The following is a 15704-nucleotide window of genomic DNA, read 5'->3' on the forward strand; positions in this document are numbered from 1 at the left end:
ATTTTTTTTATGATGTAAAATTAGTTAGTTACATCGACCCCTTTATTTGAATGTCCTCAAAAATTTGCGAAAAGCTTATCTTGGGCCTACGCATTTACTGGGCTTCCGGATAAAGCGGGAACTGCTGCGCGCCCCGCAGCTTAAATGTTAGAAGTCATGCAAAAATGAAACGAGAAAACAAAGAATTCACCTTAAGGCCAGCAACTGTTGATGATATCGACTTTATTTATGATCTTAGAGTCAAAACCATGAAACCGTTTTTCGATGGCACTTTGGGTTGGAATGAGGCCAAAGAGCACGAAAAGGCAGCTGACGAACTGACAAATGCAGAAATCGTTATGATCGGTCAAAAAAGAGTCGGGGTCATTAAAGTAATCCCCAGAGCCGAGGAATTACATTTTCATCAAATGCAGATCCTTCCAGAGCATCAAAAAGGGGGGATCGGCGCTGAACTTGTACGGCGAGTAATAAAACGTTCCGAAATGTCAAATAAACCAATAACGCTATTCGTGATGAAGAATACACCTGCAAAGCGTCTATATGAACAATTTGGTTTTTCGGTAACAAATGATTTTGAGTATAATTGCAGGATGTGCCGCCATCCAATTCTAAATCAAGAAGGAAGTGTTTGAAAAATAGACCTTATAACCATGCAAATTCAACCGACGCAAAAAAACGCGTGACTGATTTGCGACGTTAGGCATACACATGGCATCGATCTTTGTTGCAATTAAAAACGATAGTGAAGCGTTAACGCTGCCCAATGACGGAGTGACGATATTCCTCCACTTTGACTTTCTTTCTTCTGTTGGTGAAGACGAGAATTGCGGCCGTTTAGATGATTTTCTATACACGTCAACTGATCAACTAGCTGATTTTCTCAGAAAAGCCGGCGCAACAGACAAGCAAATTGAGAAGGCTAATCCGGTGGTGTGGTATCCAGCAAGTGTCGGAACTGCCCTTGTAACAAAGTACATTTCAGTTTTAGGGCGGTACCATACCATCGGAGAGGAAACCAGAACGGAAGCCCTAAAGGAACTGAAAATGTTTAGGGCCATTTTCGAAGTTTTGGAGCAAGAGAATAATGAGTGGCATCTTGAAATGGACATTTAGCCTAACTTGGCGTCATCACTCACCTCACCCTTTCTATAAATCAAGCAATTTCAGAAATAATTTCACTGTTTTTTCAGCATGTCGGCGGATCTCTGCCTGTGATGGCAGCGCGTGCAGTCCGGTGAGCACAGGCATACGCATGGAAAGAAGCGTGTTAAGAAAAACACTGATCTCGTATTCAGCATCATCAATTTCAAACCGCTTTTTTAAGAACTGGGAAATGCAGGCTTGAGTTTCCTTCGGCCCCATAGCGTAGAAAGCACGTGTTATTTCTGGAACTCTGGGGCCTTCCGACACTAACAGACGTATATTAGCCAGATGTTCCTTTGATAAATGCCTTCTTATGAAACCAGTCGCAAAGGCTTTCAACGCCTTGTCTGTATCTTCCAGGTTCAATGCATCCAAAAAATCATTTTTTGCCTTCAATCGCTGGACTTCCAGGGCTGCCTGGAAAAGCACTTCCTTTGTGCTGAAATATCGGTATACCGTTTGTTTTGTGACACAAGCCTTCTCGGCGACTTTATCCATGCTGGCGCCGATGAAGCCGCTAGATTGAAAGATCTCCTGTGCAGCTTTTAATATCCTTTCCCGTTTCTGCTTTTTGTTCTGCTCTATTTTTTTCATAGATGGTTCTCCCACTATTGCTGTCAACAATAAATCAGACTAGTCAGTATGATTTATTATTGACAAGCCCTTTCTTGCTGCATTACCATTGTAAAAAATCATACCAGTTAGTTTGATTTTCACAAGGATATTTTTATGGCAACGGCTATATAAAATTATTCAGAATGACCTACGAACATTTGAACGCGGCAAGCGTTTGCAACAGTTTACCAACCCACAACTCTGATAAGGATCACAAACATGATACCTCGTCGTTTCGAGCAAATGGCCTTTGGTTTTGTTCTCTCGGGGCTGATGTCTTCCATTATATCAGCCATTTCCACCTTTCGTGCTGTCGGGATTATCCCTGATTTTGCCGGGGTTTGGATGGGGGCTTGGATTCCATCGTGGATTATCGCGTTTCCTGTCGTTTTGGTGGTTGCACCACTCGCGCGTAGGATCGTTCATCGCTTGGTTAAGAATTAAAAGGGGAGACAGGATGCCTTTAGAAAATGATGTGCCTATAGGCATCGCGTCAGAACCGCAGTTCTCGGTGAAGGGGGCACTTGCCAGTCTTTCACTCTCCATGTTGCTTTCTTCACTGGGCACAAGCAAAGTCAATATCGACCTCCCGCTTAGCATGGCGTTCTGCTTCTCATCGAATAAATTATGGCATTAGCTTTCGAACTCATCCGATATGCTTTGGCTGAAATTTTCTTTTCATCGTTTGGGTTATCGTATCGTTTTTACTCTTCTTAACCGGTGATATCGTACTTTGGTTAATAACATTAGGTAGGCACGATCCGACACGGGGCGATACAGACACAGATCAAATATTGGACTTCAAATCTTTACAGAAGTTGTGTTCTGGATTGGAATAGTAACCTAGTTTTTTATTGCAATTCTAATCCATCAACTAAAACGATCTACAACATGACCTCAGGCTTGTGTGGGACGGCTCGTACCTCGCCGCCCCACAGCTCAGCATTTGCCTAGTACGAATGGATAGATAACATGCAAAAAGATCTGACACTCATCATCATAACATTTGCTGCGGTAGCATTATCTGCCGTTGTTGACAGAAAGCGGACAGCCAAGGGAATTGTGAATAGCTTGCAAATGTTGTTCAATCTCTTGTCACAGTTTTTGCTGCTGGTAATCTTTGTCAGCGTTTTCTTAACGTTGGTGCCTCCGGATGACTTGGCAAATCTTCTCGGGCAGTCGTTAACAAGTGTCGGCTTCATTGCGGCAGCCTTTAGCGGCTCCGTCGCCCTCATCCCAGGGCCCATTGCTTATCCTTTGGTCGGGATGCTCTACCAAAGAGGGGTTCCAGTAACTGTTCTTGCAGTATTTATAACAACATTAACGATGGTGGGTATTTTTACTTTTCCTATAGAAAAGGAATATCTCGGTTTACGAATCGCGATTCTCAGGAATGTTCTCAGTTTTTTTGGGGCGCTCTTGATCGGCTTAGTCGTTGGAGGGTTGTTATGAAAAATTTCAACCGCATTCCTATTGGGTACATTTTGTCAGTTGTGTTTGTTGTATCACTGATATTTGCACAGTTTTTAAACGTCGAATTTGGCGAGCGCATGGCTGATAAGTTCTATTCATTTTCCAGCGAAATGGTTCTCTTGGTGCCATGTATATTCCTTCTGATCGGGCTTTTGGACGTTTGGATACCTCAGCAGTGGATACAGGAGCATGTTGGTGAGGAATCCGGTTTTCGGGGGGCCGTTTTAGTTGTTCTTTTGGCCATGTTCCTGGGCGGTCCACTATATGGCGCTATTGCTACTGCGCACCTTCTATGGAAGAAAGGATGTAGCCTGCGAAATGTCTTCATGTATCTTGGGGCATATTCGACCTTGAAAGTTCCGATGCTGCTGTTCGAGGTGAGTTTTCTTGGCTGGAAATTTACTTTGGTGCGTTCGGCAGTAGCTCTGCCGGTGTTCATACTCATTGCTGAGATTATGGCAGCATATGCTCGTCGGGCAGGGGTGCAGCTAAAGCAATTTGAAGATGATGTTGAAAATAACCAACGAATAAGGATAGATTGTGTGAGTGAGGCACGAACGAACCACAATCTTATCCGGGGTTGGACAAGCCCGTCCTCTCAAAGGAAATAAATATTGCTCTGGAATATACTGGAAGCACTGCCAGGATGGTAGTGTTGGACGCAGGACATAGGGGAGGCCTACAATATGGACCGATTCGGAACCTTGTTAACTATTTAACAGGAGAAGTGCGCCCGCACTCTGCAGGTGGCGCAACAAATTGAAAATTTATCAAATTGACTGCAAAATCATAGGTCACAACCTGGAATTTGTCGCTTCAAGATGCCCTAAATACGTAGGCCCGAGATAAGCTTATCGCAAACTTTTTTTTTGGGGGGGGGACATTTAAACAAATAGCGCGGTGTAACTTACTCATTTTACATTATAAAAAATCGAAATAATCGAAAAATTTCTTAACATCTAACGGAGTGTCGTCACGCTAATATCTTATTATATCAATATATTTACAAGGATAAGCCTATGTCGACCCTCAAATTTTTTTTTCTTTTTGTCGTTTCCGAAAAGATCCCGAAAACGTTATTTTGATCTTTGTAACCACCAATCTCACAACCTGTGAGGTGCAGGTTTTTATTTTTCTACGAGGCTATCATGTTTGCAGGATATAAATTGGCGTTGGTCATGGCTGGTGGCAGTTTGGGAGCTGCCAGCCGCTACGGTATCGGCCTGCTCGCCGCCAGGGTTTGGGGGACCTCCTTTCCCTATGGTACACTTACAGCCAATATGGCAGGATGTTTTATCATCGGGCTGATCTTTGCCTTGGCCGATCGCTCACGATTATTGACACCGGATGTACGTTTACTGCTGATCACCGGGTACCTCGGTGCCTTGACAACTTTTTCCTCATTCTCACTGGAAACGGTCAACGCCGGACGAGCCGGATTACCCCTGCAATCATTGACCAATATTCTCATAAACAATATCGGTGGGTTTACCCTCACCTATCTGGGACTGCGCCTGGGCAGCCTGCGTTGGGGGATATGATGCTCAACTACAAAGCAATTGAAATTTTCACTAATGAGGAAGCCCGCTGTAGCGGTAAACCCGTGGCTGATGCGGTGGTGCAGTATGTGCGTGATCTGAAGCTGGCAGCCCGCTGCACTGTTTCAAGGGGCATTAGCGGTTGTTATGAAAGTGGGGAAATGACCACGGGACGCTTAGAGATTCTCTCGTATAATCTTCCTTTACATATCAATATCGTGCTACCAGCGGACGCCTGCGATCAGGTCCTAGATGGTTTGGATGTGCTCGTCTGTGATGGCATTATTGCCGTCAAGGATCTCATGGTAGTCAGTCATAAGACCGCGAGTACCTTTTTTCCTCGTCAGCTCACCGTCCGCGACGTTATGACGAAAAGCCCGGTAAGCATAACTGCCGACCAAAAACTCGATACAGCGACCAACCTTTTGCTTTCCTCTATTTTCACAGGCCTGCCGGTGGTTGACGAGATTGGACATCCTTTGGGGGTCATTACCCAGGGGGATCTGATCAATAGAGGGGGACTTCCCCTGAGACTGGGGATCTTAGTCAATTCAGAAGAAAATGACCGGGAAACGATCATGACCGCGCTCAGCCACAAGCAGGTGCATGAAGTCATGAGCAAACCCGCCGTGTGCATAGGCGATGAGCAGCCGCTGACCAAAGCCGTTGAACTGATGCTGGAAAAAAGGCTGAAACGACTGCCAGTTGTCAACTCGGAAAATATATTGGTCGGTATGCTCTCCCGCCTGGATATTTTTACGACCGTGATGCGGGAGGCGCCTGATTGGAAGGCTTTTCACGCGCAAAAAATTACGGTGAACAATCTGCACACGGTCCGCGATATTCTTCGCCAGGACACAAAAACCGTTTCCTCGAAGACCCCTCTGGACAAGGTGATGCAGATTATCGATGGCAACGACATTCAATGCGTTGCGGTCGTTGACGAGACAAACCATCTGGTAGGCATGATTGCCGATAGCGATCTGCTGCACTATTTCAAACCCGATCCCCAGGGAGTCCGTGCCCTTTTCGCCCTCTTGACCCACCCGCTGAGTGCGGATCTGGCGGAAAAACTTTCCAGCACGACTGCTGGCGAGGTTATGCGTACCGAATTACAGATAGCCGATGAGAACATGGTTCTGGAAGAAGCCATTACCCTCATGACACAGGAACAACTCAAACGCTTGCCAGTGGTGGATAAACAGGGCCATTTCCAGGGAATGATCAGCCGCGACAGCCTGCTGCGAACGGGCTACAAATCATTGAGGGAATCTTGAAGCTGAATCCGTGACGGCGGGTTAAGCTGCACAACACCCGAATTTGATTCCCCCTGAAACTCAGCTGCAATATTTGTCGCGGGCAAAACCCGCTCCGAGTCCGCTGGCATTCGGGAGGCTGGAGACGGGCCATGCCCGCGACAGGGAGAACGGTATACCGACTTTTTGCCTTTTGCGGAAGAGAAGTGGCACCCTATTCAAATTCTTCTCTTCCAGCGGAGCTTTGATGGCAGTCATTTTAATAAAACACGTTGTTCAGTGCTCACCCGCCGTCACGGATTCTTTTTTTAGTAACAGGTGCGCCTCCATCCTCCGCTCTTCCAACCTGGCTTTTGTCGCAATAATAAGTCCCGAAATCATTATAATCAGCATTCCAACCATGCTGAGACCATCGGGCATATGCTCAAAAATTCCCCAACCAAGCAACGAAGCCCAAACCAGCTGCATATAGTTGACCGGGGCGACCTGAGAGGCCGAGCAGAAACGATAGGCAAGGGTAAAGCAAAAATGAGCCATTGCCCCCAGAAAGCCTATGGTTAAAAAAAGCAGAATGTGGAAGTGTGACGGGGTTTCCCCTCTCAAAAGCCAGGGTAAAGCGGAGCCAAAACATATAGCGCCGACAATAGCACTATGAAACAACATGGTCAGCGTTCGTTCGCTGGCGGCGAGCACACGAGAAAGAAGCTGGTAGGTTACGTTTGCAGCAACCGCCATAAAAGCACAGGCAACTCCCAGTGCATCCAGACCACCACCCGGTCGGACAATACACAACACTCCCAGAAAACCACCTCCCGCAGCCAGCCAACCCATAATACCGATGCGTTCTTTAAGCAGCGGTCCCGCCATGAGCACAACAAGTATGGGTGCCAGAAAGATGATAGCCGTTGACTCGGCAACAGGCATGCGTTGCAACGCCCAACCAAAAAAAAGCGAGGCAACCACGAGAGAAAAGGAGCGAAGAGTCACCAATCCGGTTCGTGTCGTTTGCACCAAACTCCTTCCTTGTGTTGGTGCCAGAAAGGTCATCATCAAAAGCACCTGAACCATGTAGCGAACGGCCATAACCATGGGCACGTTGTACCGCATGGTCAGATACTTGGTGGTCGTATCCATGGAGGCGAAAAACATGGTGGCCACAACCACCAGGAGAACTCCGAGAAATGGGCGTGGCTGAAGTTTGGATGACTTCTCGCCCTCTTCTCCACCTTGTTGTGATTGCATGTGCAAGTTGAGTATTCTCCTTAAAAAAAACGGTATAATCCGGTCAGCTTGTCGTTTATCCACGTCCTGTGGTTCCCTGCCCCTGCATTGGAATATAATATATCCCGAATCCGTGACGGCGGGTGGTCATTGAACAACGCATCTTTTTAATAAGACAATGTATTTTTGCAAATTCATGGGTGTCTTGAATAATTAGATTTTTCAATCAAGGCCAAGGATTGCGCAAAATTTTACCGCAGGCATATATGTGATATTCCGAGGATAAAATTTTAAGCGTGACGCCGGGATTGGAAGAAAAAGCAATTATTCAAGATTCCCTCATGTATTGTTCAGTTGCACCCGCCGCCCTTTGGGGCATCCATTAGCACTCCACCTTCATTGCCTGCAACATACCGATAAAGTTTACTTTAATCGGCATGTCACAAACAACGAAACTGGCGCACTGATGAATGCTCACGGATTCAGGTATATCTTAAGACCGTTTTTTCTTTTTGGGACAGGATGCATTTCACGCCTCTTCTAACTCTTGCCGAAAACCGACCAGAGTGCAATCATAACCATTCGTGCCAAGAAATATCACCTGAGCCCGTGACAGCGAGCGGTCACTGAACAACGCATCCTGTGAATGCTTCCGGATTCAGGCACCCTTTTTCAGTTACCATTTAGTTATTCATATATGTAATTACGCCTGGTCATTGCTCAAAAAATAATACGCGCCCTCCCCTTCCTTCCGTAGACAACTATCTAAAATTGAAGGGCAAACTGTTTTATTGCCATTTTTTGCTTGAGCTGGTCCAGATACTGCCTAGAATAAGAGTATAAGTCACTCTTCAGGAGATCCGCTATGCTCTCAGCCATCAGCTCCGCTGTTTCCGGATTACAGGCGTACACACAAAAGACTGCGGCCACGGCTAACAACGTGGCCAATATGAACACACCAGGGTTCAAACGTGACGTGGTCACTCTTTCCAGCCAGGTCCCGCAAGGTGTCAGCGCCAATGTCAGCAAGGACGAATCCCCTGGTCCTTTCATGACTGAGCAGACCAGCGAGGGTATAGAAATGGTGGAACAGTCCAACACGGATTTGACCAAAGAGATGCCAGACCTGATCATGGAAAAACACGGTTTCAGCGCAAATATTAAAACACTGCAAGCAACAGATGAAATGATGCAGACAGTGCTCGATATCAAAGCGTAAACCTTTCCCCGGCATACACCTTAATCAGTGAGAGCAACGGTTGTTTACAGGACAGCGTACGTTCTCGAATAGCTGGAGTTTTTCTTAAGAGTTCTCTTGTGATCAATTTCACCCGCTGCAACTTCCGGGGCAGTAAAAAAAATGACGCCTTCTCTTTTTTGAGAAGGCGTCATTTTTTTTGATTCCCACGTGGGATCGCCGGGAAAATATGGCGCTTGCCTGGCCTTAATTGAAAAATCTAGGTATTCAAGGCTCCCTAAAGGTCATACTCACGCAGGGGTAAGAACACGCCTATGGGCTCAGGCAGGCCAATACGCCGATGCACCTTATGCAGATAGGCGAGCAGTGGATTGGCCAAGGGTTGTCCCTTAGTAGCAAGCAGGGTTCCATCATCATCACGAATATCCTCAGCCAGGACCATGCGTGAGGTCAGCTCGGTGGCACGCACATACATCAGCACCTCATTGTGCAAGGCAAAGGTAAAGTCGACAAGGCGATCAACAAGGGCCGGATCATAAAAAGGCTGATCTGCCTTGAGAGCAGCAAGGGCTGCATCTGGAGACTTACCTGAGGCAAGCAAGGAATCAATCCCAAGCGCTGTCTGCAGAATACGAGTACACAATGGAATGGTCTCCTGCATCTCAAGATCGTCATACCGGGGAAATTGGTGCGGCTCTTTATGCAACAAACCAAGTACCTCAATAATGACCTCAAATCGGGGCAGATGCATCAGCAACCGTGCCGCCACATCAAACTGTTCGCGAATGCGAATATTGTCCTCATGGCCAACAATGCCTCCACCATCGTAAAGCCTCATGGTTTCCTGAGATAAATTCAAACAGCCCAGCTGTGAGAGAACAGCGGCCATCTCGACAATCATTCGCTGCTGGGGCCTGGCGGTTCTGGCCATATGACGTGCAAAATTTTTCAGTCGGTGTGCCTTGCGTTGCGCGGCAGGATTCACCATGGCCAAAACCTGCGAAAGCATGCCAACCAGGCCCTGCTGCGTTCGCTCGCCGACGAAGCGGTTACTCACATTGAGTTTGTAGTTATAAATTCCCTCTTCAAGGACTGGTACCAGGGTCTGCAATGGACACGGCTTGGTCAAAAACTTGAAGATACGCCCCTTATTCACAGCATCAATAGCTGCCTGCTGGTCGGCATAGCCGGTCAAAAGAACACGTGAGGTATCGGCATCTATTTCACGGGCCTTGGACAATACTTCAACCCCATTCATCCCCGGCATGCGCATGTCGGATACCAAAACGGAAAAAGGTCCTTTTTCCTCAAACAGGCGCAGCCCTTCTTCCGGTGTGTCTGCAACATGCACACGATATTCCGGGGAAAGACTGCGTTTGAAGCTGTTGAGAATGTTATAATCATCATCTATGAATAAAATGGAAGAATACATAAACGCCTCCTACTTGCCAGGGTACAGCACGTGTTGAAAATTTTTTACGACATCTCTGTATTTCTCTGATTTACTCATATCTCCTTTGCAAATTCTGTTGGCATGCCATACCGCTTCCAGCACCGGCGAGAGTCGACACACCTCGGGAGCATCTTCTGTACCATGATGAAGAGAAATAGCCTCGGTGATATTGTGGGGAAGCCCCCAGAGTGAGGTTAGGTATCCCCCGATGATGGCATGATTGGTCCCGAGAAATTTCATTTCCACCTCACTTTGGCACTGTCCTTCAGTTTCGCAATTGTCCAGGATTTTCGTATACTGCTCCGGCATATGATGTACCAGCACAAGTTTACCAATTTCATGCAAAAGTCCCGCAAGATAGGCACTACTACCCGTGGTAGGATCATCACTGATAAATTCACCTATTTCCCTTGCTAAGGTGGCGGTGCAGAGACTGTGTTCCCATAAGGCATCAAGGTGAAACTCTTTTCGTTCCTGATCATTGCAGCTATTGAAGATATGCTGGGCAATGACCAGATGGCGCAGAATCTCCAGCCCCAGATAATTAACCGCCTCATGCACCGTAAGGATCTCTCGGTTGAGGGAGAAAAAACTCGAGTTCACCAGTTTCAAAAGTTGTGCGGTCATGGCGATATCTTCGCCAACGACCTCGGCAATATCATTACTCGTAGTCTCCTGATCCTCGAAAAGATCCATCAGTTTATGAAAAAGAGGGGGGAGTGAGGGTAAAGAATTCAAGCCACCAAGTAATTCCAATAAGTTAGGTTCATGCAGTCGGTGATCCAAATCGCGGATCATATCCATCAGAAGCTTGAGGTCTTCATTGCGGATGGGCTTCCACAGGAAATAATGACTCATAGTCATAAGTTCGCAGTAGGTTTCCTTATCCGGCTGCCCAGTCAGAACAATACGGATTATCTGAGGGTGCCGCTTGCGGACCTCCTGCAAAAGTTCATAACCATTCATGCCCGGCATACGCATATCCGTGACCAAGGCCTGAATATCATGCGTTGCCATGATCTCAAGCGCTTCCACGCCTCCTTCCGCAAAATGCATGTTCCACTGCTTTTTCAGGGGATGCAACATACGACGTAGTCCACGAAGGATGTTGGGTTCGTCGTCGACAAAGAGGATTGTTTTCATGATCAGTCCTCTACATACTCATTGGTGGATTCTACAGGGAGACGGAGCATAAAGGTTGTCCCCTGCCCTGTGGTGCTTTCAAAGTCAATTTTTCCGCCGTGTCTGTTGACCACAACGTCATACACTATAGCCAAGCCCTGCCCTGTCCCCTTCCCAACCTCTTTGGTTGTGAAAAAGGGTTCAAATATATTCGAGCGTACTCCATCAGGTATCCCTGCACCGTTATCGCTTATCCGAATCTCGACCCCATCCTCATGTTTACGAGTACTGACGGTTATGCGCCCCATGGTGTCAGGATCGCTTTTCTTTCTTTCCTCAATAGCATGGCTTGCGTTGATAACAAGATTCACCAACGCCTGGTGAAGTTGATCTACATAGCAGTGCACAAGCGGTAGATCATCGGCAAGATCGGTGATAAGTTCTGCAGAGTATTTCCATTCATTTCGGCACACGATGAGGGAACTCTCCAACGAATGGTTGATATCGGTGGCCACCTTTTCCTGGTCCCCGGGATGACTGAATTCTTTCATCGCAGAGATAATCTTCACCACGCGATTGATTCCCTGCAGGGTCTCGTCAATGCTTGTTGGCACTTCATCCAACAAAAAATCAAGATCAAGCTCATCAACCTCCGTGGCGATTTCGACAGGTAAGATATCGAGTTGACAGGCTTGTAAACGTGCTAGCAAAGGTTGAACGTCCTCAAAGGATTGCTCAATAAAGGTGACATTGTTCTGCACATACTGCATGGGCGTATTGATTTCATGGGCAATTCCCGCAGCCAACTGACCAATCGATTCCAGCTTCTGCGCCTTTGAGAGTTGCTGCTGCAACTCCACCAGTTCTGTTATATCATGCCAGATAGAAACATAGTGAGTCGTCTCGCCTAAATTATTGCGTATTGGTGAAATAGTTGTCTCTTCCTCTAAAATACTTCCATCTTTTTTCCGTGAGCGAAGATGACCTGACCAGCTTTCTCCAGCCTCTAGTGTCGTTCGCATCGCGGTGAGTACCTCGGCATCGACCAGATCTTCGGTAAAAGTCGAAACCTTTTGCCCAACCAGCTCATCGAACACATACCCGGTCATGGTGCAACAGGCCGGATTTGCGTAATCAATGATACCATCGGTCCCCGTCACCAGAACCGCTTCTCCGGTCTGTTCAATCAGGGTGGCAAGAAACCTTTTAGCCTCTTCTGCCAGGCGTTCACGGGAAATATCGTCTACGCTGAGCACGGTTGCAATGCCGTCACAGTTAGAAACATAGGTAACACTGCAACGAAAAAATCCTTTGATATTCTCCCTGTCCAGACAAAAAACAAAACTCTCTTCAGCAGTATCCTCCCGGAGGATGCCTTCGACAATAAGCTGACTTGTCGCTTGCTCATCAAGCGTCAAGAGCCTGGACCATTTTTGGATAATCCCGTTAAATGCAGAGTTACGGCGAACAACATCATTGTTCGATGTCAAGGCAACCACTCCCACGGAAACGACATCAAAGAGAGCCTCTATGTATCTTTTCTGCCGTTCAATGGTATCAGACTCCTGCTTTGCCTTGGATAAAAGTCTGTTTGCCTCTTTACGGTCACTGATATCCAGATGGACTCCAAAGGCACGTTGCCCATGGCCAGCATTGTCCCGAATCAACACCTGGCCAATGTCTAATACCCAAATCCAATGCCCCATTTTATGGCGCAGACGATGTTCTGTCGAATAGAACGGAGTTGTCCCTGCTAAATGTGCCTCCAGTACAGGAAGAACATATTCCCTGTCATCCGGGTGCAGCAACATCTTCCAGGTATCGAGGTGGGCGGGTAATTCTCCCGGATCATACCCAAGCATGGTGTAAAAACGGTCATTGAGTTCAAGTTCTCCTGTCACAATATTCCAGTTCCAGGTGCCCAACTGTGCACCTTTTAGGATAAGCTCCAACGCCTGATTTTTTTCTTGCAGCTCTTTCCCCGCATAACGAGCCTGGTCAAGAGTCGTGAGCAGGTTTTGTTTTCGAAGGGAAAACCAATGAGAAAATCCTACAAAAGCAAGAGCACAGAGAGAGAGGAGGAGAAAACCCGAAGAAAAAAGCTGCTGTTGGTGATAATTCTGGGCGGTTCCATTCGTATCGATGAAATACAACAGAAGATCATATCCCGGTATATCGGCATAATACAAATGAGTGGAGCCAGAAATACAGGGATGTTTAACGGCAAGAGCACCAACGCTCTGATTCACCTCAACCGGTGAGATTTGGCCTTGTACAAGATTTTGGAGGAGGCCGACAGAAATCCTGCATTCCGGTAGCGATTGATAGACGATTCCACGCTGATTGACCAGAGTCAGCAGACCAGCCATTGACGGCATAAGCCTTTTAATGAGTGTTTCATACCGCAATTTCCCCTGAACAAATCCTGCAATTCGCCCATCTACCAGGACGGGGTGGGTCAGAGAGAGCAGTCCCTGCTCACCTACAAAGAGATGGACTTGACTTGAGGTTCTGACCAATGAATTTTGTCGATCAATTTTTGTGGATACCTCCAGGGGGCGATGCAGAGCAACAATTTCTTCACCACCGGGATTCATGAGAGACAGAGAGACAAAGACACGCCCGAAGATCTCCTCCTTCAAATTATACTGCTGAAACTCTTGAATAATTGCCTCCCCAGAGGGGTGACGTACCGTCTGGGGCAAAGCAGGGGTATACTGTTTCAAGTACTGCTGCACACTTTCCGCCTCGGCAAGTACCGACAAGTCATTGTTTCTTTCTCCCAAAAACAGCGCAATGCTTTGCCCATATTCTTCCAGTCGCTCTTGGGTACGCAACAGGTCGTTCTGATGGAAGGTATCCAGCGAGTAGAGATTAAAAAGATAGAGAGTTCCAATCAGAATAGTTATAAGGGCAAAAAAGCCGATTGTCAGAAATCGGCGGACAGGGCCTGTTTGCTGAGAAAGAGGAACTGACATGGATTCACCTGGCTCTGGCTTTGCCTAGCACGCTTACATTCATGCGGGCAAATGGAAACAATATGTAATTTTTATAAAGATGGCTGGGGCAAATCATGCCCATAGAGGCCACAAGTACTAGGTAGCCTTACAAAGCAGGTATAGTGCCAGGAATTTCAAGGGGGGAGAGAGGAAGCAATCGCAACGGCGACAGTGACTATAAAATCAAATAATTTCAGATTATTATAATACTGAAGAAGGAAGAAGATGCTGCAGAAGAGGTACGGTCGCAGGCGACACGTCGCCTCTCAATTTGAGAGAATTGTATAGCAATAACCCTTAAGCTGAGAGACCAAACTGTTTGAGTTTTCGATAGAGGGTCGCCTCACTTATGCCAAGGAGGTTGGCTGCCTGCCGTTTGTTATTTCCGGTTTTGCGTAGGGCATTTTCAACAGCAGTCTGTTCATAGGCCTCCAACGAGTCATTTTCGGGAGAACAATCTTTTTCACAGGCACAATCTACGACCAGGGTTGCGGGGAGATCTGCCGGTAATATCACTTCCTCCTCAGCCAGGGCCAGGGCTCGTCTGAGAACATTTTGCAACTCACGCACATTACCAGGCCAATGATACGCCTGGAGCAGGCGGAGCGCATCCGCTCCCATTTCTTTGGGGCGATCTGTGGAAAGATTTTCAAGCAGATGCGTGACCAAGAGTGGAATATCCTCACTTCTTTCGCGTAATGGCGGTTGGATAATGGGAATTGCAGAAATTCTAAAAAAAAGGTCTGCTCGAAAATGTCCCTTGGCAACCTCCTGCTCCAGATCACGGTTCGTTGCAGCTATAACACGGATATCAACCGGCTGGCTTTTGGTGCTGCCAACAGGCCGCACCTCGCGCTCTTGCAGAGTCCGCAACAGCTTTGCCTGCATTTTCAAGGGCAACTCACCAATCTCATCAAAAAAAAGCGTTCCCCCATCCGCAGCTCGGATAAGTCCCTGGGTGGGACGATCAGCACCGGTAAAAGCACCTTTTTCATAACCAAAGAGTTCACTTTCCAGCACACTCTCATTAATCGCAGCACAATCGATCACCACAAAGGGACCGTTTTTACGCAGAGAATGGTGGTGGATAGCCCGGGCGGCCAACTCCTTGCCGGTGCCGGATTCCCCTAAGACCAGAACCGGAGCGTCCGAGACGGCAACCCGGGCAATAAGGTTCTTCATCTCCTCTATTGCCGGAGATTCACCGACCAGATCGGGAAAATCAAACGCCTGTTGATTGACATTTTCCAAGAGCTTACGCTGTTCCCAAACAGCAAAATAGTGTGCCAGCACCTTGCAGAGGATATTGGGAGGACAGGGTTTTTCCAGAAAATCAGCCGCCCCCAGTTTCACAGCCTTCACTGCATCCTGCACCCCACCATGACCTGTCAACATAAGCACGATGAGATCAGGATAATTCTGCATAATCTCTTCCAACACGGACATACCATCACGCCCGGGCATCTTCAAATCCAGCAAAACCAGATCATAGGGTTTTGTTGCCAATGCGGTCAATCCCTGCAATGGATCAGATTTCGTGGCGATCTCATACGGCGTATTAATTAAGATCCGCTTCAATGAACGGAGAAACATGGGGTCGTCATCGATGGCCAGGATGCTAAATGCCTGTGTTGTGCTCATATATCGTATCTACAAAGAGACTTGAAAGGGGTTGGGGAGTCTTTC

At 47.2% G+C, this 15704-nt stretch carries 14 protein-coding genes; 8 read left to right on the forward strand and 6 right to left on the reverse strand.

Annotated features, from left to right (window positions below):
• Positions 1-164 precede the first annotated feature (164 nt).
• On the forward strand, positions 165-632 hold the full coding sequence (locus JWJ90_RS19235) for a GNAT family N-acetyltransferase (protein WP_205228850.1): 468 nt from the start codon (positions 165-167) through the stop codon (positions 630-632).
• A 76-nt stretch (positions 633-708) separates the two neighbouring features.
• Complete coding sequence (locus tag JWJ90_RS19240; RefSeq protein ID WP_205228851.1) at positions 709-1113, forward strand: hypothetical protein; 405 nt, start codon at positions 709-711, stop codon at positions 1111-1113.
• Between the two features lie 33 nt (positions 1114-1146).
• Here JWJ90_RS19240 and JWJ90_RS19245 read toward each other — a convergent pair whose 3' ends face one another.
• Positions 1147-1737: a TetR/AcrR family transcriptional regulator gene (locus JWJ90_RS19245; RefSeq protein WP_205228852.1), complete on the reverse strand. Its 591-nt coding sequence runs from the start codon at positions 1735-1737 to the stop codon at positions 1147-1149.
• A 240-nt stretch (positions 1738-1977) separates the two neighbouring features.
• On the opposite strand from JWJ90_RS19245, the gene JWJ90_RS19250 reads away from it, so the two are divergent.
• The 5 genes from JWJ90_RS19250 to JWJ90_RS19270 all read left to right on the forward strand — a co-directional run bounded on the left by JWJ90_RS19250 (position 1978) and on the right by JWJ90_RS19270 (position 6046).
• Entirely contained in the window at positions 1978-2202 is a 225-nt protein-coding gene (locus JWJ90_RS19250; protein ID WP_205228853.1) for a DUF2798 domain-containing protein, read from the forward strand.
• Positions 2203-2730: 528 nt separating this feature from the next.
• A complete protein-coding gene (locus tag JWJ90_RS19255; RefSeq protein WP_205228854.1) occupies positions 2731-3210 on the forward strand; it encodes a hypothetical protein in 480 nt (159 codons plus the stop codon).
• Positions 3207-3842, forward strand: a complete 636-nt coding sequence (locus JWJ90_RS19260; protein WP_205228855.1) for a permease — start codon at positions 3207-3209, stop codon at positions 3840-3842. Before JWJ90_RS19255 ends, JWJ90_RS19260 begins: the two co-directional genes overlap by 4 nt.
• A 537-nt stretch (positions 3843-4379) precedes the next feature.
• Positions 4380-4772 carry a fluoride efflux transporter CrcB gene (crcB, locus tag JWJ90_RS19265; RefSeq protein WP_205228856.1) on the forward strand — a complete coding sequence of 131 codons (393 nt, stop codon included), beginning with the start codon at positions 4380-4382 and terminating at the stop codon, positions 4770-4772.
• Positions 4769-6046 carry a DUF190 domain-containing protein gene (locus tag JWJ90_RS19270; protein ID WP_240195050.1) on the forward strand — a complete coding sequence of 426 codons (1278 nt, stop codon included), beginning with the start codon at positions 4769-4771 and terminating at the stop codon, positions 6044-6046. The genes crcB and JWJ90_RS19270 overlap by 4 nt, the downstream gene beginning before the upstream one ends.
• 255 nt (positions 6047-6301) lie before the next feature.
• Here the strand turns inward: JWJ90_RS19270 and JWJ90_RS19275 are convergent, their stop codons facing one another.
• Entirely contained in the window at positions 6302-7267 is a 966-nt protein-coding gene (locus JWJ90_RS19275; RefSeq protein ID WP_240195051.1) for a DMT family transporter, read from the reverse strand.
• An 844-nt stretch (positions 7268-8111) separates the two neighbouring features.
• Here JWJ90_RS19275 and JWJ90_RS19280 point away from each other — a divergent pair.
• Positions 8112-8465, forward strand: coding sequence for a flagellar basal body rod C-terminal domain-containing protein (locus JWJ90_RS19280; protein WP_205228858.1), 354 nt, complete (start codon positions 8112-8114; stop codon positions 8463-8465).
• Positions 8466-8721: 256 nt separating this feature from the next.
• Here JWJ90_RS19280 and JWJ90_RS19285 read toward each other — a convergent pair whose 3' ends face one another.
• From JWJ90_RS19285 to JWJ90_RS19300, 4 genes are all read right to left on the reverse strand, one after another.
• Complete coding sequence (locus JWJ90_RS19285) at positions 8722-9876, reverse strand: response regulator (RefSeq protein ID WP_205228859.1); 1155 nt, start codon at positions 9874-9876, stop codon at positions 8722-8724.
• Between the two features lie 9 nt (positions 9877-9885).
• The gene (locus tag JWJ90_RS19290) at positions 9886-11040 is read right to left on the reverse strand and encodes a response regulator (protein ID WP_205228860.1); all 1155 of its coding nucleotides are present in this window, start codon (positions 11038-11040) and stop codon (positions 9886-9888) included.
• Positions 11041-11042: 2 nt separating this feature from the next.
• Positions 11043-13997 (reverse strand): PAS domain-containing sensor histidine kinase, encoded by a 2955-nt coding sequence (locus tag JWJ90_RS19295; protein WP_205228861.1) that lies wholly within the window; start codon positions 13995-13997, stop codon positions 11043-11045.
• A gap of 318 nt (positions 13998-14315) precedes the next feature.
• Entirely contained in the window at positions 14316-15659 is a 1344-nt protein-coding gene (locus tag JWJ90_RS19300; protein ID WP_205228862.1) for a sigma-54-dependent transcriptional regulator, read from the reverse strand.
• Between the last annotated feature and the right edge of the window lie 45 nt (positions 15660-15704).

Source organism: Desulfobulbus rhabdoformis (assembly GCF_016919065.1).
Taxonomy (GTDB): Bacteria; Desulfobacterota; Desulfobulbia; order Desulfobulbales; family Desulfobulbaceae; genus Desulfobulbus; species Desulfobulbus rhabdoformis.

What these genes read in the sequence shown, in the direction of transcription:
- JWJ90_RS19235 (WP_205228850.1), top strand. Translation starts at nt 165, where the DNA reads ATGAAACGAGAAAACAAAGAATTCACCTTAAGGCCAGCAACTGTTGAT.
- JWJ90_RS19240 (WP_205228851.1), top strand. Translation starts at nt 709, where the DNA reads ATGGCATCGATCTTTGTTGCAATTAAAAACGATAGTGAAGCGTTAACG.
- JWJ90_RS19245 (WP_205228852.1), bottom strand. Translation starts at nt 1,737, where the DNA reads ATGAAAAAAATAGAGCAGAACAAAAAGCAGAAACGGGAAAGGATATTA.
- JWJ90_RS19250 (WP_205228853.1), top strand. Translation starts at nt 1,978, where the DNA reads ATGATACCTCGTCGTTTCGAGCAAATGGCCTTTGGTTTTGTTCTCTCG.
- JWJ90_RS19255 (WP_205228854.1), top strand. Translation starts at nt 2,731, where the DNA reads ATGCAAAAAGATCTGACACTCATCATCATAACATTTGCTGCGGTAGCA.
- JWJ90_RS19260 (WP_205228855.1), top strand. Translation starts at nt 3,207, where the DNA reads ATGAAAAATTTCAACCGCATTCCTATTGGGTACATTTTGTCAGTTGTG.
- crcB (WP_205228856.1), top strand. Translation starts at nt 4,380, where the DNA reads ATGTTTGCAGGATATAAATTGGCGTTGGTCATGGCTGGTGGCAGTTTG.
- JWJ90_RS19270 (WP_240195050.1), top strand. Translation starts at nt 4,769, where the DNA reads ATGATGCTCAACTACAAAGCAATTGAAATTTTCACTAATGAGGAAGCC.
- JWJ90_RS19275 (WP_240195051.1), bottom strand. Translation starts at nt 7,267, where the DNA reads ATGCAATCACAACAAGGTGGAGAAGAGGGCGAGAAGTCATCCAAACTT.
- JWJ90_RS19280 (WP_205228858.1), top strand. Translation starts at nt 8,112, where the DNA reads ATGCTCTCAGCCATCAGCTCCGCTGTTTCCGGATTACAGGCGTACACA.
- JWJ90_RS19285 (WP_205228859.1), bottom strand. Translation starts at nt 9,876, where the DNA reads ATGTATTCTTCCATTTTATTCATAGATGATGATTATAACATTCTCAAC.
- JWJ90_RS19290 (WP_205228860.1), bottom strand. Translation starts at nt 11,040, where the DNA reads ATGAAAACAATCCTCTTTGTCGACGACGAACCCAACATCCTTCGTGGA.
- JWJ90_RS19295 (WP_205228861.1), bottom strand. Translation starts at nt 13,997, where the DNA reads ATGTCAGTTCCTCTTTCTCAGCAAACAGGCCCTGTCCGCCGATTTCTG.
- JWJ90_RS19300 (WP_205228862.1), bottom strand. Translation starts at nt 15,659, where the DNA reads ATGAGCACAACACAGGCATTTAGCATCCTGGCCATCGATGACGACCCC.